Raw genomic sequence first — 20283 nt, forward strand, 5'->3', positions numbered from 1 at the left:
CATGTCGGACGGCGCATGGACGAACCATCCCGGAGCGGGCCAGTCGCGAGAGTTTCAATCCCCGCGATGCCGGGGCAGCATGTCGGACAATGGCCGCTGGACGCTCGCACCGGCTGAGCGACACAAGTTTCAATCCCCGCGATGCCGGGGCAGCATGTCGGACGGCGTTTATTTGAAGCGACGCGATTTGTTCTTTGAGCGCGTGTTTCAATCCCCGCGATGCCGGGGCAGCATGTCGGACGCACCGCTGGAATTCCACCGCACCACGCGGAGAAGCTTGCAGTTTCAATCCCCGCGATGCCGGGGCAGCATGTCGGACGTTGTCGGCTATTGGTACGAGACGTGGCCACATGGAAAGTTTCAATCCCCGCGATGCCGGGGCAGCATGTCGGACGAGCGTTATGTGCGGGACTGTTTGAAAGAACTTGAAGAGTTTCAATCCCCGCGATGCCGGGGCAGCATGTCGGACCGGCACAGTTCGGCGTGCGGCTCCGAGACACGAAAGGCGTTTCAATCCCCGCGATGCCGGGGCAGCATGTCGGACGGACACCACACCACCCTTTTACGCCGCGAATGCGGCAGTTTCAATCCCCGCGATGCCGGGGCAGCATGTCGGACGACTACGAACGTGTACCTCGTATCGGTGTACAGCCACAGTTTCAATCCCCGCGATGCCGGGGCAGCATGTCGGACGCCGCTCACCCAAACCCTTGCGGCACAATGCGCCGCATGGCCACTTCCGCCGACCTACCATCCCTCTCAAGCCAAGCCGTCGGTTGCAAACGCAACATTTTGCACTTAACCTCCTGCCCGACAACGCATTACAGAAAACGCCAACCCCCGCACCCCCTCGTTTAGTATACCTCGTCGCGCTCCTCGACCTCCACAAACACGCTCGTGCCCAACAGTTCCGTCGCCGGCTGGCAGCCGCGACAGAGATGATAAATCCGAACCGTGTCCGTCACCGGATCGATCTCGTCGATAATCATGGACCGCAGAGTCGCCAGCCGCTCGTCGTCCAATGGACCTTCGAACACGCTCTTTTGCACGTGACGCAGGTACTCGCGCAATCGCCGCAGCAGCCGTCCGCGACGATGATCGCTCACCACATCATAGCAGACAACAAGATACATGGAAGGGTGCGGGGTTCAGGGTTCAGGGTTCAGGGTTCAGGGTTCGGGGTTCAGGATTCAGGATTCAGGATTCTATTCCGGCACGAACGGCGCGTAGTCCGCGTCGCGACCGTCGATGACCCGGGCCAAGTGGTAAAGCTGCTGGCGGACGATGTCGCGAAGCTCCCAGGCCGCCTGCCGCGGCGGATAATACACCCGCTCGCGCAGCCGGCGAAAGAGCTCGCTGAGAAAGATGCGTCTGCCCGGCTCCGCCAGATAGACGCCCACCGGTGATTTTGGATTTTCGATTTCGGATTTTGGATTGGCTGGATGGCTTGTATCGAGCGTATCGTCACGGTTTGCGGCCCAGCCCGCGAAGTCGTCGAAGCCGTCGTCAAACGCCGCGCCGCTCTCCCCCGCCTCCTCGCTGAACCCTGAACCCTGAACCCCGGACCCTTTCCTGTCGTCAAACGCCGCGCCGCTCTCCTCCTCGAGCCGCTCGGTCGCTCCCTCTCGCACGTCCGGGCCGGCCAAAGCCTCTTCCAGCGAGACGTCGGAGCGGCGCTCGAAGTCGTTGGGGCCAAGTTGCCGGCGGTTCAGCAGCCGCGGCACCAGACCGTCGACCAGCGGCCGGAATTCTTCCAGCACGTCCAGCGCCAGCGATGGCCGGCCGTAAGCCGCCTGGTGCAAAAAGCCCAGCGTCGGGTCCAGCCCGCAACGCTGGGCCTGCGACTCGACGAGCGAGCCGAGCACGGCATAGCCGAACGACAGGCAGGCGTTCACCGGGTCGCGCGGCGGGCGACGGTTGCGGTGCGTGAAGTCGAACTGCGGCACGCGCAGCAGCTTGCCGAACTGGCTGAAATAGAGCGCCGCGCCTTGCCCCTCGAAACCGCGCAGCCGGTCGAGCGAGGCCTCTCGTTCGGCCTGGTGCATGAGCAACCGGAGCTGCCCCAGCACCACCGCCAGGTCGTCGTCGGCCAGACGGCGCTGGGCGCGAAGCAACACCTGGCGTTGATAGCGGAGCTTGGCGACGACGACGTTTCGCGCCAGCCGGGCACAAAACTCCGCGTCGATGGTTGCGCGGTACTGGGCCAAACGGAGCGGCACGTTGGACGAGCTCCGCATCGCCAGCCGGGCGCGAAATCGGCCGTCTTGCCGCAGCCAGACGCAATCGATGCCGCGGCGGGCCAACAGCGCCACCGCGCCCGACGTCAACTCGACGCGGCCGAAGAGCAGCACCTGCTCGATCTCCGCCGCGCGGACCTGCCTGAGCCGGGCCTTGCCGCGCATCAGCACCAGCAGGTTCCCTTCGGCGTGAAGCTGGATGCCTTGTTCGGTGATCGACAGCGTGTGCATGGAGGATGGCCTTCCCAGGCCGTCTGGTTGGGTCTCGGAGGGTTCAGGGTTCAGGGTTCAGGGGTTCAGGGCTGGTTCAGGGCCCGGGGTTTGGTCCGGCGTGGTTTGCGGGCCGCGCGTTGTTTCAAGATGCCTGCCGCCGCTTGCTCGATGGGAATCCGCGCCTGCCGCTCGTAGGCCGCGCGGGCGCGGTTGGCATGCCCCGGACGCCGTCCACCACGGTGCAAGGCTTTGTAAATGGCGGGCGTCGTCCGTCCGAAGTACACGCCGATGTGCGCGGCCGAGTAGCCTCGTTCGTAGAGGGCGACAGCCAGGTCGACATCACAGCTATCAGCAAAATGGCAGGTCCAGCAGCGACGGGATCTTTTCCTTTTTTTGCGGCCACACTCGCACGTGCCGAAAGCGGCGGCCAAGCTGGTTTCGCTTCTCCGTTTCGCGGCGCATGAGGCGCAGTAGGCCTGGTTGGTTTTCATTTGGAATTGGGCCCCGCACGATCGGCATTTGCGAAGTCGCGCGGCCCCGCCGATCAGGTGCCCGATGGTCTGGTGAACGTATTGGCGGGAGACTCCCAGGGCGCCGCCAATTTGGCGGTACGATTTGCCGGCCCGGAAGAGATCGAGGGCGCGCTCGATAAATGCCGTGTCTACCATGGGATCCGATGCATCGGCCTCTCAGTCGTCAGGTGTTTGGGGCGGGGGGTGGCCGCGGGTCCAGGCCAACCCTTCCACGCCGTCTTTTTCTTCTAAACGGTACTGCCCTCCGCCGCAAGCGACCTGCCGATCGGGCAGGGCGGCCAGGGCGGCGATCAGCGCCGACCGCAACTCCCGCCACTCCCGCTCAAGTGCAGGCCCGGCGGCAAGCGCGGCGACTGCCAGGCGAGAAACAAGCGGCCCAAAAGGTGCGCCGCCTCGGCCGCCACCGGCTCGGCCAAAAAGACCCAAAAGTGGCGGCCTTTGTAGCCCGAATTCTCGAACAACGGGGCAAAGCTCAGCTCGCGTAACGCGCCCAGCAGCCGCGGACCTTCGGTTTGCAACGAGTCGCGCAGCTCTTGGGCAAAGTCGGGATCGCCGCGCGCGTGGGCCAGGGCGGCTTTGTCGATGTCGAGATCGACGGCGAAAAACGTCACCGTGCCGTCCAGCCGCACCGGGTAGACGCCCACCGTGAACTGACCGTTGAAATGCTGGCGCAGCACCGCCGGCGTGAGCGGTTCGTGAATCGGGCTATAGCCGGTTTCTCCGCCTGGTTTGGCCCACTGTCGCGCATACACCCCTTCCTGACCGGCAAACAGCGTGTGCATGCGAATGCAATCGGCCTCGCTGGGAGCGAAGTGTTCGGAATCTTGGCGGTCGTAGCCCGACTTGTGAGAGCTCGGGCCGGCACCGCGAGATCCGCCGGCCGACTCCTGTGCCGGCAGCCAAGCGGCGCGCAGCCGCGCGGCGGTCGCGGCCGGCAAGCCGCGTTGCTCGGCCCGCTCGACGGCGGCGGCGATGCGCGGCACGGCGCCGTCGTCGGCCAGCAATTCAAGGTACGGCGCCAGCCATTCCTCGCGGCCCGCGTCGCGCTCGATCAGCCGTTCGAGCAACTTCAAGGCGCGTTCGTTGTCGCCCCGTTCGCGATAGTGCGCGGCCAGGTGCAGCGTGGCGGTTTCGTCGCCGCGATCGTCGCGCAGGGCCAACTGGAACTCGGTAAAGGCCAGCGACAGCAGGCCGGCCTGCTCGCACAACAGGCCCCAGGCGGTATGCTCGCCGTGCTCGTCGCGCCGCGCCACCACGGCGGCTTCGATCTCAGGGGCCAGCGTCTCAGCCGATGCGCCGGACGCCAGCCGTTCGTGGAGCGATTGGAGTGACATGGGGGTTCAGGGTTCAGGGTTCAGGGTTCAGGGTTCAGGGTTCACGGTTCAGGGTTCAGGGTTCAGGGTTCAGGGTTCAGGGTTCAGGACTTGGGTCTTGGGTCTTGGGTCTTTGATCTTGGCTGTCTTGTCTTCTGCTCCAGGCATTGCTTCCAATTGCCAATTTGCAATTCGCAATTCGCAATTTGCAATTTCCCCCCAACCACTAACCACTAACCACTAACCACTAACCACTAACCACTAACCACTAACCACTAACCACCGACCACTTCGAACTGTCCCAGCCCCATGACGGTGCCCTTGCCCAGGTGCAGCCAGTGTGCGGCGGCCAACAGCGGAGCCAGCTCGCCGGGGCCTTCAGGCAAGTCAAGCGCGCCGCTGACTCCGTGCAGATCGAGCTCATTCTGTTGCCGGGCAGACCAGCGGTGCAAGTCGAGACGCGCGCCCTGCCAGACCGATTGCGGCGCGGCGCGCGCGGTTTCCAACGCCGCGGCGGAGTGGTTTTTCCAATCGTCGCGACAGGCGTCGGGCAAAAGGGCTTCGATTCGCCGGCAGGCCGCCACGACCAGATCGGCCAGCGTGGGCTGCTCGACGAGACTGCCACGCCGTCGCAGCCGCAGCGGCGCGCGGAAGACCAGCCGGCAGGGCGCCAGCGGCGGCAGCGGCCAAACGGCCTGCGACAGCGGCCAGGCCAAAGTAGCAGGCACACTCCGTGTGCCGTCCGCCTCCCCTGTCGCAAACGCCCTCTGCGGCGTTCCGTCGGCGGCGGTGGCCCGGCCAGCGGAGGCGATCTCCGGAACGCCACAGGGCCCAGAGGGCGCCCCGTTCCCTACGGAGTCGGCCGCGGCCCGCGGTTCTTCGCTGATCGTGCCGTCGGGGCCGAGCACAAACGCGCCGCGAATCGAGAACGGCCGCCGCCGCGGTCCCAGCCCGCGTCCGGCGGCCTCTTGCCAGGCGAGCCGGCAGGCCCGGTCGTATTGCGGCCCGCGGCCGAACAGGAAAAAATCGACGGCGGGCGCCAGTCTTGGGTCGGGCGGCGCGGGCCGCAGCAGGTATTGGGGCGGGGCGCCCGCCGACTCGTCGCCGCCGAACACTTCGCGATACGCTTCGCCGTCGACCTCGTGCAGCGCGGCGCCCCACACGCCGCGGAGCATGGGCACGCTGGCCTCCACGCCCGGCGTATCGAGCCACAGCCGGCGCGGAAGGATCTTGATATGTTCGAGTAAGGTCGCCAGGCGGGCCGGGTTGTTGATATTCATGGATAAAATCTCCTCGGCCGCCGCGCGTAGCACCGAAGGTGCGTCATTCGATAGCCCAGGGTGCAACCCTGGGTCATCGAGCGAAGGACGGGTTCGTAGCCCTGAAAGGGCGTTATTCCGAACATGGGCTCGGTCTTCGAGTGTCCATTCATTTCAGCGCGGTTCCACATCGATGATTTGTCCTTCTCGCCAATCTGGATGATGGGAGGCGACGATTACGGCGCCAAGTCGTGGGTCGTACACGGCGACCGCCGCGGCGGCCGAGCCGTGCAAGCGGTGGAAAGCCATGCCGTACCGCCAGACAGGTGCCCGGCTGGAGCGTCGCCGTCGCGTTGCCCGTGAAGCTCGCCGCCGGGAAGGTCGTCGCCGGCGGTGCGGGCATGGGCAACGCCGCGAACGGATCGCCCAACGCCGGGTCTTGCACGAGTGTGAGTCCGCTTGCCACATTCCCCTGGATCTTGGCGTTGCCGATGATTGAAGTGCCGGGAGAGCCTTCGATGTCGATCTTCGGAGCAGACAGGGTGGCATTGCCGGTGGCCACGATGGCCCGCGAATTTGTCGACAGGATTTCGGCGCGGCCGCCCGCACCGACCAGTACCTTGGCATTTCCGGTGATCGCGAGGCTTCCCTGACCCGTCGGATCGAGTGCAGTCAGCCCGGCACCGACGACGACGGTCAACGTTCCATTCACGAAGGAAAAGGTGTAATTGGCGGCGCTGAGCGTTCCTTGGCCGACGATGATCGCGTAACTGCCGACGGGGCTGGCCGGAGTGGCCGTGGTACTGAGAGCCGGCGCGCCGGAGACCACGCTGGCCGGGTCGCTGTTGACAAAACCGGTGATCGTATCCGTGAGCAGTGGGTTCCCCGCGCCGTAGACCTTGGTCTTGTCATCGGCGGTGACAGTCAGCGTGGCGGGCGTGACCGACAAGTTACCGCTGACAAGCGCGAACGTGTAATTCGCGGCGCTGAGCGTGCCCGGCCCGACGGTGATCGGGTAGGTGCCGACGCCGCTGGCCGAGGTGGCGCCGGTGCTGAGGATGGCCGTGCCGGTGACGACGCTCGCCGTGTCGCCGTTGACGAACCCAGCGATGGTGTCGGTGAGCGCTGGAACGATGGCGCCGTAGACGATCGTTTTGTTGTCGGCCGTCACGATCAGCAGGGCCGGCGTGACCGTCAACGTTCGGTTGACGAAGGCGAACGTGTAGTCGGCGGCGCTGAGGGTTCCTGCGCCAACGGTAATGCTGTAATTGCCCACGCCGCTGGCCGAGGTGGCGCGCGTGGTGAGGCTCGCTGCACCGCTGACGACGCTCGACGTGTCGCCGTTGACTCTTGAAAAATTATGAAGTCTCGATGGGGCTGGTCACGCGCGAAACCGCGGGCGTGCCGCAGGCGACCAAAGTGCTCGGCCCCGACCAAAGAGCTCGGCCCCGCAGTGCAGCAACAGACGCAGGGCTAGTGCCCCGTCCAGACTAAATTTTGGGATTGCCAATGACGGCGGTTTTGGAGAACCTCCTCCTCATCCTCCTCCTCATCAACAAGGAGGTTCTGATGAACAAAAAGTATATCGTGCGGCTCACGGACGAGGAACGGGCGGTTTGCGAAGCGACCATCAAGAAGGAAGCGGGCAAGTCGGAGAAACTGCGGCGGGCGACGATCTTGCTCAAGGCCGACGCCAACGGGCCGGCATCGTTATACCTCGCTCGATGCCTCGAAGTTTCACCAGGCTTGTCGCACTCTCCCGCCAACCGTTGGACGAAGGGTCAGGATGCGCGCCTCGCTGTGTCATAGCGCTGCCGTCGCTTCAGCCACAGCATGCCCGCCATGCCGGCCAGCAACAGGCCGAACGTGCCCGGTTCGGGAACCGGTGACACCGACGGCTGCTCAACCGTCACCGTGCCAGGTACGCTGGTGAAGGCGTAATAGGTGCTCTGCGTACCGTTGGAGAAACTCGTGTTCCCGTCGGGGCCCGTCGGCGTCAGACTCGAGCTGCTGCTTGGAATCAACAATATCAGATAGCTATCGGGCGTCGCCCCAGGCGAACCCAGCGTTGTCAGCGGCACGTCGCCAAGCAGCTTTTGCGACGTTACCGCCACGTCGTGGTCGGTCGCAGAGTCGAGCCCGTAAAACGTGTCGTTGGGAGTATTGGTCGTGGCCGCGGAACCTAAGCCACTCGAAGAAGCGGCATCGCCGCTCTGGCCGAAAAAGATGTAAGTCGGGTCGCTGAAGGTCGGATCCGGCACGGGCGAATTCGCGAACTCCAGCAGCAGTGGCGCGGAGCCGACCGGCGTGATTTGCAGCTCAAACTCCGTGACGCCCACCAGGTCTCCCGTGCCGCTGATGTAGACGGGCACGTCGCCCGAACTGCCGGTCAACGTAAGATCTCCCACTGTCACGACGAGGGCCGCCGCGGCGGGCGAGGAGCAGGCGAGAAGTAAGACAGCCGCGTAACAGAATTTGCGCAAGGGCATGGTGGGTGTCCTTCTGGTCGGCATGATGTTAGAGGTGTTGATGCTCATATCGTCGTCAGGGGTCATTCGGGTGTCAAACCTAAATTGTGTCAATCGTCAATCGACAAGCCCGACGCCAGCTTCCGGTTAACCGCCTTCGAAACCAGCAGCTTGTCGTTCAATGTGACGGCGGTGCCCGAACCATTGATATCAGCGTTTGGCGATACCTGCCCCAAAGCGGCGGTAACGGCGGCCACGTCGGCGCTCGAAACCTGACCGACCAGATCTCCGTCGCTTGCGGCGCCCGTCTGCGTCGCTCCACCGCTGGCGTTCCCCGTGACATCGCCGAACAGCCGATAGAAGTGCAGCACCGCATCGTGCAAGCCCGTGCCGTCGGGATCAATGGTTAACGCATAATAGCCGTCATCGCCTTCTAACGACGGTAGATTGGTGAGCAAGGCGGCCAGGTTCTCCTTGCCTCCGATACCGCCGGCCCCGAAATCAATCTCCATCACGTGATCGACCAGCGAAATACGGTTGGCAAGGCTCACGCTGCCAAGCGGCGTCACACCATCGAGCGCGTAATGCACGAGTTGCACATGGCCGGTGTCGAGCGTGAGCTGGCCGACCGGTTCGTTGAACGTCACATCGAGATACCGAATGTACGATCGCTCAAACAATCCCTTCTCGACGACGAAGTCGGTGATCTGCGGCGCGTCGGGCACCGCGAACGTGGCGGTCACCGGCGGCGCGGAGTGCATCGTCTCCGCCACGCCGTTGCCGTTGATGCCGTAAATCGAGAACGTATACGTGTGCTGTGTGCCGTCGGTCAGCCCCTGGTACTTTGCCTGCCCCGAATAGACGCCCGCCACGGGAGAGCCGCCGGGGAAGCTGCCGATCTGCTGGGCCGGATTACTATCGACTTGCACCGCCACCGTAAACCAGATCACTCCGCTCCCTCCAGGACTCGTTCCCGAAAACGCCAGGGTGAACGTGCCGTTTGCATCGGCGGCGTCGGAGTTGATTTGCGTGACCGGCGGCGTAAGGTCGGGCACATAGGTACTGGCCTCGACGATGTTGCCCGCCTTGACTTCAAAGTTCCCCGCGGCATCACGCGCGATGCTGTGGAAGGCATAGGTGGTGTTGCTTTGGGCGGTGAACGTGGCAGTCAGATTGCTGGCGGGCACGGTGGTCCATAGCGTGAAGGCGCTCAACGACGACGAGCCGGCCGGGGCCGAGGCGACATAAATATCGTAGGAGACAATGCCTGACGCGACGCCGCCCGACAGCGGGTCGGTTCCTGGATTGACCGTCACGCTGAACGTGAGGCTCGACTCCCTGACCGGCAGCGGCGCCACCGAACTGCTCGTAGGCGGCGTGGTATCCATCAACCAGCTCACGCTGGCGGTGCCAGTGCCATCGTTGCCGATCAGGTCTTGCACCTTGCTGGCATCAACGGTCAAGACGTACGTGCCCTCGGGGGTCGTGAGCGTATCGAGACCGGCGATGCGATAAGTGGCCGTCGTTCCGCTTAGCAGCGAGACGGTAACGCCGCTGTTGATCAGGTTCACTCCGCCGTTGAGCGTGAGCGTTACCGCGCTCAAGTCGAAGTTGGTCAGATTGATCGGCTCTGAGAACGTCACGTCGTCGGAGGCCATGAAGACGTTGCGCGGGTTCGTGGCGATCGCGCCCAGCGAGACGATCGTCAGCGGCTTGGCGACCAGGTCGAACGCGGTCGCGGTCTGAGCGGCGGTCATATTCGGCGGCAGCCCGGTAATCTGCGAGAACGATCCGGTTGCACTGGCGTAAGTCAGCACCGGGTAAACCTGGCTTCCGCTGGGCGCGTAACCATTGACCAGGTCGAGGTTGAAATTGCCGTCCAGAGCGGCCGACTGGTCGATGGCGGCCCGTCCGAACTGGCCGCTGGTGGGCGTGCCGCCGATCTGCTCGTCGAACGTCCCGGTGGAGGCTTGCGTGAAAGTGCCCGCTACCGATAGCGTGCTGCCCGCGCCGACCGTAATGGCGCCGCTGTTCGTCAAACCGCCGTAGAGTTCCTCGGTGCGATTGCCGGCGACGTTAATCGTGCCCTCGTTCGTCACGTTGTCCGTGCTGTAAAGGGAGCCGCCGCTCCACTGGAACGTGCTCCCCAGAAAGTTCAAGGTCAGTCCGGGCGAGCCGGCCTCCAGGGCGCCGCTGCCGAGCTCGACGGCACCGCCGCCGGAGCCGGCGAGCGTGCCGGAATAGACAGTGGTTGCGCCGCCGGTGAGATCAGCGCTTGCTCCCGCGCCGACGTTGAACGTGACGCCGCCGGTGTAAGTGCCGCCCAACAGCACGACGTTCGTCCCCAGGCCGACATTCAGGGTCGTGCCGCCCGACAACGTGCCGCTGTTTTGGAGAACGACGGTCAAGCCGTCCGATGGGGGCACATTGATGGTGGCGCCGGTGCTACCGGAGACGGGGAGGGTCACCAGGGTGTTTTGGATGGTCACCGTATAACCGCTTGCCAGCGGAATGCTTCCTCGGGTAAGCACGGGGAAGTCGAATGTGGTGTTGGTTTCCAGGTAGAGGTTGTTGATCGTCGCGTCGGTCAGCAGCGGAAACGTCGTCGGAATTCCGTTGCCGATGAGCGTGCCGCCGGTGAACGTGGTCCAAGCGTCGGCCACGCTGGGATAGGTGCCGTCGAGCGCGACAGTTACTCCGCTAAGGGTGGTCAACTTGCCATTGTCCAAGATGCCGTTGCGGACGTCTTCGATGGAGATGCCTCTCGTGCTGGTCAGGCTGGTGAGGCCGCCCAACTTGAGCCTGCCGCTGTCCGTGGCTTCGATGTTCCAGGGGCCTGTTTGCCTGACGCCGGTCAGAGCCGAGACGTCGAGCAGACTGGCCACAATGGTCACGATCAAGAAGTTCACGTTCGTGCGGCTGCCACCCGCCTGGAAGGTTGTGCCGTTGGAATCATAGCTGGTCAAGTTCGGCAGCGCGAGCTGGCCGCCCGCCTGGACGTAGAGGTTCGAGTCGTCGACGTCGGTCAGGCCAGGCAGGATGTATCCGGAACCGGATGAGTTGCCGTAGATCGTGAGACTGCCGGCCGTGAAGCTGGTCCACGAGGCGGCCACGTTGGCGTCGGTGCCGTCGAGCTGGACACTCACGCCACTGAGGGTGGTCAACTTGCCGTCGGCCAGCGCGCTTCCGCCGGTGTCGTCGATGAAGATGCCTTTCGTGCTGGCCAGGCCGGTGAGGCCGCCCAATTTGACCGTGCCGCCGTTAGTGGCTTCGATAGTCCAGGGACCCGTTTGGGTGAAGCTGGTCAGGGCGGAGACGTCGAGCACGCTGTTCCGGCCGTCCGCTACGAACGTCGTGGAGTTGGAGTCATAGCTGATCAAGTTCGGCAGCGCGAGCTGGCCGCCGGACAGGGCCTCGAGGGTCGAGTCGTCTACGTCGGTCAGGCCAGGCAGGTTGTCGCCGGAACCGGATGAGTTGCCGTCGACCGTGAGGCTGCCGGCCGTCAAGCTGGTCCAAGAGGCGGCCACGTTGGGGTCGGTGCCGTCGAGCGTGGCACTCACTCGGCTGAGGGTGGTCACGTTGCCATCGTCCAGCGTGCTATTGCCGGTGTCCTCGATGGTGATGCCTATCGTGCTCGCCAGGCGGGTGAGGCCGCCCAACTTGAGCGTGCCGCCGTGAATGGTTCCGAGATGCCAGAAGTTCTTTTGCGTGAAGCTGGTCAGGGCGGAGACGTCGAGCAGGCTGGCCACGGTGGCGCCGCCGTTGACGGTCGTGTCGCCGTCCGCGATGAAGTTGGTCTCGTCGGAGTCGTAGCTGGTCAGGTTCGGCAGCGCGAGCTGGCCGCCGGACTGGACGTCGAGGTTCGAATCGTCGACGTCGGTCAGGCCGGGCAGGTTATAGCCGGAGCCCAGTGAGTTGCCGTAGATCGTGAGGCTGCCGGCCGTGAAGCTGGTCCACGAGGCGGCCACGTCGGGGTCGGTGCCGTCGAGCTCGGCAGTCACTCCGCTGAGAGTGGTCACCTTGCCGTCATCCAGCGTGCCGTGTCTGAGGTCTTCGATGGAGATGCCTATCGTGCTGGTCAGGCTGGTGAGGCCGCCCAACTTGACCGTGCCGCCGTCAGTGGCGTCGATAGCCCAGGGACCCTTTTGGGTGAAGCTGGTCAGGGCGGAAACGTCGAGCACGCTGGGCGGCCCTTTGGTAATGGTGCCGTTCGCCTGGAACTCGGGCATGACGCCGTCCGCCTGGAAGCTCGAGAAGTCGGAGTCAAAGCTCGTCAAGTTCGGCAGCGAGATCAGGCCGCCGCCTTGGGCCGAAAGGCTGGCGTCTTTAACGGTGGTGGGGCCGTTGGCCGTCAACGAGGCGCCGATGCCTTTCAATGTCGGGATGCAGGACAGCAAGCCGCCCGTCATCGACAAGGGGCCGCCCAAGGTGGACGTCCCGGAGGTGACCATCAAGGTGCCACCATCAATCGACAAGGTATCGACGCTTTCGGTGCCGAGACTGAGGATCTGCTCGGTTTCGCCGGGCTTGATAACGATGGTGACGGGTGTTGTGGTGCCGATGCCGACGATATCTTTGCTGCCGGGCACGCGATTGATTCCGGTGCTGTCGAGCCAGTTGGCGGCCTTGTCCCAGTTGCCTTTGCCGTCTTGGACGTCCCCCCCGATCCACGACACCGTGCTGAGCATGGAGCGAGACTCGAGCCGCTCGAAGGGCCGGCTCGGCAGCCGGCAAGAGCAATCGCGAGACCGCGCGCCGCGGCCGGACGGTAACAATCCGCGATTTTCCAGGATCCCAACGTGATACCGGGCGGGGCGACGCCTCTTTTTCCGCCGTGAAATGACCGGCTGACGGGCCAAACGATCGAGAATCGAGGCAAGCGACATGCTGTTTCTCCTTCGGCAGAGGAATTCGGTCGAACTATCGCCCTACTACGTACAGTGCGAAAAGCAGCGGCGGTTTCCCCGAAAAATTCTCGGAGGATGGGCTTCCTAGCCCGTCTGGCGTCGTTGGGACGGCCTAGGAAGGCCGTCCTCCCGACTCCCGACGCCTGAACCCCGAACCCGTCGTGGCGGAATGGCTCGGACGAGTTTATGATGAATTGCCGTGTCAGCGGCTCGAAAGCCATGTCCGCCGCCTTGCGGTAGGTTCCGGGCGAAGCTTTCATAACCACGGATAACGCGGATGGGCACGGATAAAAGACAATTGCACTGGTCAAATCCGTGCCCATCCGTGCCATCCGTGGTTCATTCGTCCCTTGGTGCTCTTCCTTCGCTCCATAGACCCGAATATCCACAAGCAACCGCTCTCATGCACCGCGAATACAATCCTTGTCTGGCCGAGCGGGGCTGCGTTTGGCGCCGACTGGCGGCCAGCTTAGGGGCTGTCTGTGCGACTTGTCTCATGTTATGGCTTGGGGTCTCGGAGAATGCGGCGGCAGCCGACCCGCCCGAAAGGCAAACCGCGGGCGACGCGCTGGGGCTCATGTACTGGACGAACGGGCCCCAAGGCATCTACCGCGCCGCGCGCGACGGCAGCGAAGTAACGCTGGTCGTCGAGATGAAAGACGCCGACGGCCTGGCCGTCGACGCCGAGCATGGCCAACTCTATTTCACGCAGTGCGCCGCGCCGACAAACAAGCTGTTCCGTGCCAACCTCAACGGTACAGGAATCACCGAGCTGGCGGCCGGGCTTATTCACACCGGCGACGTCGTCGTCGATCCAAAATCGCGGAAGCTTTACATTTCGAGTCTCGTCGGGCACAAGATCCTACAGTGCAATCTCGACGGCACGGACATGAAGGATTTTGTCACCGGTTTGCTCAATCCCGATGAGCTGGCCATCGACCTCGAAAACCGGTTCCTCTATTGGTCGCACAGCGGCCGCGGCGGCCCCATCCAGCGCGCCAAGCTCGACGACGGCTCGGAGATGAGGGATATTGTTACGACTCGCTCGCGGCGAATGGGAATCGCGGTCGACACGGTCGAACATCAGATCTATTGGGCCGACGTGAATCCGGGCAACATCGTCCGCGGCGGCCTCGACGGGAAGGGCGAAACGACGATCGTCACGGGCCGCGTCGGCCTCGACGGCCTGGCCCTCGACACTGACAACCGCAAAATCTACTGGACCGAAACGGGCAAGATTTGTCAGGCGAATCTGGATGGCAGCGGGATCGAGGTTCTCGTACCGGATAAGACCGAGCAGTATGCCACGCTCGTGATCCTGCCGCCTAGAGAGTAGGCGCCGATACGGCCACCACGGTCGGGGCGGCAACAAGGCGATCAAGGCGTGTCGAGCAACTCCTGCCAGGTGGCGACCTCCAGCACTCGCTCGCCCAGGCGATGCAGCCGTGCGACGTCGTCGATGGCGTCGAGCGATTCTTGCACTGCGGCAACCGGTCGACCCAACCGCCGTGCGCCGATCTGCAGCAGCATCGTTCGCAAGCCTTTCGCCATGCCTTGCGCCATGCCCTCCTCGACAATCAACTGGTAAGTGCTGGAATCGCGCAAATCAACCATAGTTAATGCCTCCTCAACAAATCTCAAAGCAGGGCGCGGAACGCGCATACCGATCAATACCCAAGCGGCCATCAACAACCGCTTGGCCTCGGCGGACGGCAGCTCGGCTTCCAGGCGTTCGTCGATTCGCCGCAGGCCCGCCAACGCCGCCTCCGGCGAGCTGCCCGCCGGCAATTCGCCCAACGGCGCCAAGGGCACCATCCCCAGGCCTCCCGTGAGCATCGCTGACGCGGGCCGCTCCCATATCCGTACAACCTCGAAACGAAACTCGATTCCCGCCCGCCCCCCTTGCGTGTCGTATCGCAGCGTGCCGTTCATGGCCGGGTCATCCGCCTGCCTCCGGAGCAGAACTACGGCGCTATGGACCGGCACTTCGAATCGTGCGTGCAACAACCCATTATACATCAAAAGCCGCCGCGAAAGCGATGCGTCACGGCTGCTTTGAAACTCGATGTGGACCAACGACGAGAGCGGGTCGCCGATCCCCAGCACGGTATCGGCCTCGGCTGATACCGTGGAGAGGTCGACGTCCAGCGCGCGCACCGGAAGTTGAACGTCAAGCTCCAGGCCGGCAAGCCAGTCGAGCGGATAGCGACGGACCAATTCTTTGAGGGTAGCGTCAAACGGACGCGACATTTCTACCGATCTTGCGGGCGCCGCTCGCGATGCGGGGTCCGAATTCGCGGGAGGAGAATCCTTGCGGGGAGCTTACCACTTCAAACCGCATCCGTGCAAATCCGCAATGTTTGTTGGTTTTCCGCGTTTACGGCTGCCAGCGTTCGAGCATGTCGAGAGCCGTTTGCCGCACCTCGGCTGGCACCGTCGGATCTTGCTGAATCTGCAAGATCAGATCGGTCTTGGACGGTTGATCTTCGAGGATTCGTTGAACCAGGCCCCTAGCTTGCTGCTGGGTGCGAAGCTGGGCAGTCCACGGCCGGGCATCCCAGAACCAGATCCGGCCGTCGAAGTCGGCGCCGGCCAAACGCCTTCCGTCGCGGCTGAACGCCACCGACATGAACTTTTCCGATCCGCCCCGCAGCGTAAGTGTCTCCTCTCCGCTGGCTGTGTCCCAGAGTTTGATGGTTTTGTCGGCGCTGGCCGATGCTAAGCGATCGCCGTCAGGGCTGAACGCCACACTTGAGATCCAATTGATGTGGCCTTTGAGCGTACGTAGTTCCTGGCCTGTCGCCGCATCCCAGATTTTTATCGTCTGGTCGGCCCCGGCCGACGCGATCTGTTCGCCGCTAGGGCTGAATGCCAAACACGTGACGCCCATCGGACCCGCGGAATGACCCACCAGGTTGCGCACCAGGCTGCCGGTCTCAAGGTCCCAAATTTTGACGGCCAGATCGTGGCTGGCCGACGCCAACCGCTTGCCGTCCGGGCTGAACGCCACGCTGGTCACCAAGGCTGTGTGACCACGTAGGATCCGCTCTTCGCCGCCGCCAGCGGCGCGCCACACGCGCACGCTGTGTTGGTCACCGCCTGCCGCCAGCCAACGCCCGTCGGCACTGAACGCGACCGCCCCCACTTCGCCCGGGGGTCCGATCCATGTACAAAGTCCGCGTCGGCTGGCGACGTCCCAGAGCATGACCGTTTGATCCATGCTGGCCGACGCCAGTCGCTGGCCATCGGAGCTGAAGGCGACCGCGTAAACGCTACCCTGGTGTCCCGACAAGGCGCCCACTTTCAGCCCGCTGCGCATGTCCCAAAGCACGATCCGCGAATCATTTGACGTCGATGCCAACAACGTGCCATCGGGGCTAAAGGCCACGCAACGCGCCGGTGGAGACAGGTTCGCCTGTCGCATTTCCAGCACGTCTCCTTGACCGGAGAAAGCATCCCACACTTTCACCGTCTGGTCGGCGCTGGCGGACGCGATTCGACGTCCATCGGGGCTGAACGTGACGCAAGGAACCCATCCCGTGTGGCCCTTCAGTGTGGCCATCTCCTGACCGCTGTCGGCATCCCAAAGTCGGACCGTCTGGTCAAAGCTCGACGAGGCCACTCGCCGGCCGTCGGGGCTGAACGCCACACCGTACACCCGCTCTGTGTGTCCGATGAGTTTGTGCTCACAACTGCCAGTGGCCACCGTCCAGAGCCTGACCGTGCGGTCGTGGCTCGCCGAGGCCAGGTGCTGGCCGTCGGGACTGAAAGCAACGCCGATCACTTCATTGGTATGTCCTCTGAGTGTCAGCGGGTCGGCCCAACTGGCGGTGTCCCAAATTTTCACCGTCCTGTCCTTGCTCGCCGATGCCAATCGCCTTCCATCGCGACTGAAGGCGATTGCCTGCACCAGATCCGTATGCGCCTGGACGGTGCGCCGTTCGCTGCCGTCGGCGACGTGCCATAGTTTGAGCGTGCCGTCGTGGCTCGCCGTTGCCAGCGCGTCTCCGTCGGGGCTGAAGGCGACGCTTGTCACCCAACTGGAATATCCCTTTAAGGTGACCAGTTCCGCCGCGCTCGCGGTGTCCCGGATTTTTACCGTATTGTCGGTGCTGGCCGTCGCCAGGCGCTTGCCGTCGGGACTGAAGGCCACGCCGATCAAGCCGCCGCTGTGACCCCGCAAGGTTTGCAACTCGCTGCCCGTGTCAGCGTCCCAAATCTTCGCCGTCCCGTCGTGGCTGGCCGACGCCAGCCGCTTGCGATCCGCGCTATATGCCACGCAGGCAACAATGCCTTGGTGTCCGCTCAGGCTAAGTAGCGGCGTGTTTGCGAGGCGGCGCCAGTAGTACCATTCAAAACCTCGCAGGTCATCGTCAGCCTCTTGCGGGCGATGTTCGCCGAGCAACGCAACGAGTCTTCCCAGGCGCGTGTCTTCCCAGGCGTTCTGCGCCAGATTCATGTGAGCGTCGTAAACGTGCCGTTGCGCCCGTTTGGCTTCCGCCTCGGCGCGGTCGCGTTCCCGGCCCGTCGTTCGCTCGGCAAGCAGAGCCCGCGTGGCCTCCTGTTCGGCCCGATCGCGCTGGTGGCCCGTCGCGCGTTCCGCGAGCGTCGCTCGAAATGCCTGCCAAGTGCTGATGGCGGTGGCGGCGAGCAGCAATAGCGCAAAGGCGGCCGCGGCCGTTAGCAGTTTGCGGTTCTTATGCGCAAACTTGCGAAGCCTATAGGCGGCAGACGGCGGGCAGGCTTCCACCGGCTCGTCGTGCAGATAGCGTTCGATGTCGCGCGCCAGCCCGTTGGCGGTCTGATAGCGCCGGTCGCGATCTTTATCCAGCGCCTTCATGACGATCCAATCGAGATCGCCGCGCAGTTCGCGGGCCAGCTTCTCCGTCTCCATCTTTCGCTGTGCCGAGACCGTCGTCCGTGCGTGACTCGACGCGCTCAGGCGGGTGCTCGGCTTGGGTGGTTCCTCCTCGCGGATCAGCCGCAATGCCTCGATCATGGCGGCTTGTTTAAGCCGCTCGCGCGTCAAGGGAGTTGTGCCGGTGAGCAACTCGTAAAGAAGCACGCCCAAACTGTAGATGTCGGCCCGTGTGTCAACGTCGCGGGCGTTGAACTCGGCCTGCTCGGGACTCATGTATTCCAACGTGCCGACGATGCCGCCGAAGCTCGTTGCCACGGTTCGCTCGGTCAATCGCTCGCCGAGCGCTTTGGCCACGCCGAAGTCAATAATCTTGGGCACAGGCACGCCATCGTAGGCGGCGACCAGCACATTTGTCGGTTTGAGATCGCGATGAATCACCCCCTTCTGGTGAGCGTGCTGCACGGCCCGGCAGACGGTTGCGACCAATGCGAGTCGATCGCGCGGAGTAAGCCGGTGCTCGTCGCAATAGCGCGTGATCGGCACCCCCTTGACCAATTCCATCACGAAGTAAGGCCGGCCCGAGTCGGTCGCGCCCCCCTCGAACACGCGTGCGATGTTCGGGTGATCCATGATCGCCAGGGCTTGTCGCTCGGCTTCGAAGCGGGCGACGACCTCTCGCGTGTCCATGCCCGGCTTGACGATTTTCAACGCCACAACGCGTCGAATCGGCTGTTTTTGCTCGGCGAGGAAGACGATACCAAAACCCCCTTCGCCGATCTGCTCGATGATTTTGTAAGGGCCGATCTGCGAGCCGGGCCCCTCGCCGACGGCGGCTGCGGCGACCGATGGCGGCACCGCGGGAAACATCAGAAAACTCTGCTCGTCGTCATGCACTCGCAGCAGGGTCTCGACGCGTGCCATTAAGGCGTCGTTGTTTTCACAGACTTGCGAAAGATAGAGCCGGCGCGCATCGAGCGCGTCGATTCGGCGGGCCGCGTCGAAGATATCTCTTTCGTCCAATTTCGGCATGTTCAAGCGATTCGCCGCTACAATGCCCCCGTGCGACTGCCGTGGCTATCAATCAGTGCGAAAAGCGACGATCGATTCCCCGACAGGAAAGTGAAATCGAGTGGCCGCAGCCGTCAAGTAACAGGACCTCCCTCCATTTCCAGGCGGAGCCAACTTCGGGCGTAAGCCCAATCGGTGTCGGCCGTTGAGGTGGCAATGCCCAGTGCTTCGGCCGCCGCCTCGATGGTCAGGCCGGCAAAGAAGCGCAGCTTGACCACTTTGGCCATGCGTGGGTCTTTTTCTTCCAGCTTGGCGAGCGCATCATCCAAGGCCAGCAGGTCGAGGTCCGGACCGGCAGAAGCCAGTGCCAGATCGACCAACTCGACTCGCTGCCGGTCTCCGCCGGCTTTGAGCGTTCGTTTGTGCCTCGCCCGGTCAATGAGGATTCGCCGCATCGCTTCCGCCGCAGCGGCGAAGAAATGGCCCCGGCTGTTCCAAAGCTGAGGATGGTCGTTGTCTACCAGCCGCAAATAAGCTTCGTGGACCAGGGCGGTCGCTTCAATGGTCTGGCCGGGCATTTCCTCGGCCATCTTCCGCGCCGCCAACCGCCGCAGCTCGTCGTAGAGCAACGGAAGAAGCTGCTCGGCGGACTCCGGACCCAAGGGTCGTACGGCCGAAGGACTTTCACCGATCGCGCTCATGGCGGCCATCTCGCACGCGGAACCCCTTGCCCACAGCATGACAGTATACGAGTGCCATCGGCATTTTTCCAGCATTGGGGCAATGGTGGCATTGCCGGTGGCCACGATGGCCCGCGGATTTGTCGACAGAACTTCGGCGCGGCCGCCCGACGCGCTCGGCGGGGGTCTTGAACAGGTCCTCGAAGCCGAAGGTCGTGCGGCGATAGCGCCTTGTCGGGCGGATCGTGCAGCCAGGCCAGCAGCGCGTCAGACCAGGAGCGCGGCATGATGAGGCCCCTTTCCGCACAAGCGCCACGCTGCAACCGGTGCAAAGCGTCCCCAACTCGGCGGCCGGGCCGTCACGCGAACAGGACAGTGCCATTCCATCGCCCTTCAGTCAGGGAAGCCATCGCCAAGACATCCGCGAAGATGTTCGTATCATAGCCGAGGTCCGCGCGGACGCAATCAACCCCCCGCGCACCGCGGCCCTCTCGGAAAACTTTTCCGCCACGACCGGCGTCAGTGGTCAGTGGTTAGTGGTTAGTGGTTAGTGGTTAGTGGTTAGTGGTTAGTGGTTAGTGGTCAGCGATCAGTGGTCGGCAGAGCGTCAGCCGTGCCTAAGAATTGAGCAGCGGCGTCGGGCGGCTGCCGCGACCCGCTCGGCCGCGCACGGTGGGTGTAAATTTACACCAACCGATGAAACACGAGGTTTTTGCCCATCGATTAACCTGACAGGAGGAGTTTTGGGCGGCTGCTCAAATGATGTGCATAGTGGTCATCTGGCTGCCTGTTCTTTGAGCAATT

13 protein-coding genes, 1 pseudogene and 1 CRISPR repeat array are annotated in these 20283 nt (G+C 63.7%); of the genes and pseudogenes, 2 read left to right on the forward strand and 12 right to left on the reverse strand.

Annotated elements, in window-relative coordinates; genetic code table 11:
- Nucleotides 1–51: 51 nt before the first annotated feature.
- Nucleotides 52–694: a CRISPR direct-repeat array (repeat unit 37 nt; unit sequence GTTTCAATCCCCGCGATGCCGGGGCAGCATGTCGGAC).
- A gap of 160 nt (nucleotides 695–854) precedes the next feature.
- The 7 genes and pseudogenes from cas2 to VNH11_06155 all read right to left on the reverse strand — a co-directional run bounded on the left by cas2 (nucleotide 855) and on the right by VNH11_06155 (nucleotide 6891).
- Nucleotides 855–1133 carry a CRISPR-associated endonuclease Cas2 gene (gene cas2, locus VNH11_06125; protein ID HVA45947.1) on the reverse strand — a complete coding sequence of 93 codons (279 nt, stop codon included), beginning with the start codon at nucleotides 1131–1133 and terminating at the stop codon, nucleotides 855–857.
- Nucleotides 1134–1205: 72 nt separating this feature from the next.
- Nucleotides 1206–2468, reverse strand: coding sequence for a CRISPR-associated endonuclease Cas1 (cas1, locus tag VNH11_06130; protein HVA45948.1), 1263 nt, complete (start codon nucleotides 2466–2468; stop codon nucleotides 1206–1208).
- A 65-nt stretch (nucleotides 2469–2533) separates the two neighbouring features.
- Complete coding sequence (locus VNH11_06135) at nucleotides 2534–2881, reverse strand: hypothetical protein (protein ID HVA45949.1); 348 nt, start codon at nucleotides 2879–2881, stop codon at nucleotides 2534–2536.
- 392 nt (nucleotides 2882–3273) lie between these two features.
- Nucleotides 3274–4317, reverse strand: a complete 1044-nt coding sequence (locus tag VNH11_06140; protein HVA45950.1) for a hypothetical protein — start codon at nucleotides 4315–4317, stop codon at nucleotides 3274–3276.
- A 254-nt stretch (nucleotides 4318–4571) separates the two neighbouring features.
- Nucleotides 4572–5576, reverse strand: coding sequence for a CRISPR system precrRNA processing endoribonuclease RAMP protein Cas6 (cas6, locus tag VNH11_06145; protein ID HVA45951.1), 1005 nt, complete (start codon nucleotides 5574–5576; stop codon nucleotides 4572–4574).
- A 148-nt stretch (nucleotides 5577–5724) separates the two neighbouring features.
- Complete coding sequence (locus tag VNH11_06150) at nucleotides 5725–6726, reverse strand: MBG domain-containing protein (protein ID HVA45952.1); 1002 nt, start codon at nucleotides 6724–6726, stop codon at nucleotides 5725–5727.
- A 33-nt stretch (nucleotides 6727–6759) separates the two neighbouring features.
- A pseudogene (locus VNH11_06155) lies at nucleotides 6760–6891 on the reverse strand (MBG domain-containing protein).
- 233 nt (nucleotides 6892–7124) lie between these two features.
- Between VNH11_06155 and VNH11_06160 the strand changes: the two are divergent.
- Nucleotides 7125–7364 carry a hypothetical protein gene (locus VNH11_06160; protein HVA45953.1) on the forward strand — a complete coding sequence of 80 codons (240 nt, stop codon included), beginning with the start codon at nucleotides 7125–7127 and terminating at the stop codon, nucleotides 7362–7364.
- On the opposite strand, the gene VNH11_06165 is transcribed toward VNH11_06160, so the two are convergent.
- Nucleotides 7337–8044, reverse strand: coding sequence for a PEP-CTERM sorting domain-containing protein (locus tag VNH11_06165; protein ID HVA45954.1), 708 nt, complete (start codon nucleotides 8042–8044; stop codon nucleotides 7337–7339). The genes VNH11_06160 and VNH11_06165 overlap by 28 nt on opposite strands.
- Nucleotides 8045–8133: 89 nt before the next feature.
- Complete coding sequence (locus VNH11_06170) at nucleotides 8134–12711, reverse strand: hypothetical protein (GenBank protein ID HVA45955.1); 4578 nt, start codon at nucleotides 12709–12711, stop codon at nucleotides 8134–8136.
- A 715-nt stretch (nucleotides 12712–13426) separates the two neighbouring features.
- On the opposite strand from VNH11_06170, the gene VNH11_06175 reads away from it, so the two are divergent.
- Complete coding sequence (locus VNH11_06175; protein HVA45956.1) at nucleotides 13427–14266, forward strand: hypothetical protein; 840 nt, start codon at nucleotides 13427–13429, stop codon at nucleotides 14264–14266.
- Between the two features lie 41 nt (nucleotides 14267–14307).
- Here the strand turns inward: VNH11_06175 and VNH11_06180 are convergent, their stop codons facing one another.
- The 3 genes from VNH11_06180 to VNH11_06190 form a co-directional block, all read right to left on the reverse strand.
- Entirely contained in the window at nucleotides 14308–15180 is an 873-nt protein-coding gene (locus VNH11_06180; protein HVA45957.1) for a hypothetical protein, read from the reverse strand.
- Nucleotides 15181–15307: 127 nt separating this feature from the next.
- The gene (locus VNH11_06185; GenBank protein HVA45958.1) at nucleotides 15308–18820 is read right to left on the reverse strand and encodes a protein kinase; all 3513 of its coding nucleotides are present in this window, start codon (nucleotides 18818–18820) and stop codon (nucleotides 15308–15310) included.
- Between the two features lie 113 nt (nucleotides 18821–18933).
- Nucleotides 18934–19500 (reverse strand): ECF-type sigma factor, encoded by a 567-nt coding sequence (locus tag VNH11_06190; GenBank protein HVA45959.1) that lies wholly within the window; start codon nucleotides 19498–19500, stop codon nucleotides 18934–18936.
- Nucleotides 19501–20283 lie beyond the last annotated feature (783 nt).

It is taken from the genome of Pirellulales bacterium (assembly GCA_035533075.1).
In the GTDB taxonomy this organism is placed as follows: Bacteria; Planctomycetota; Planctomycetia; order Pirellulales; family JAICIG01; genus DASSFG01.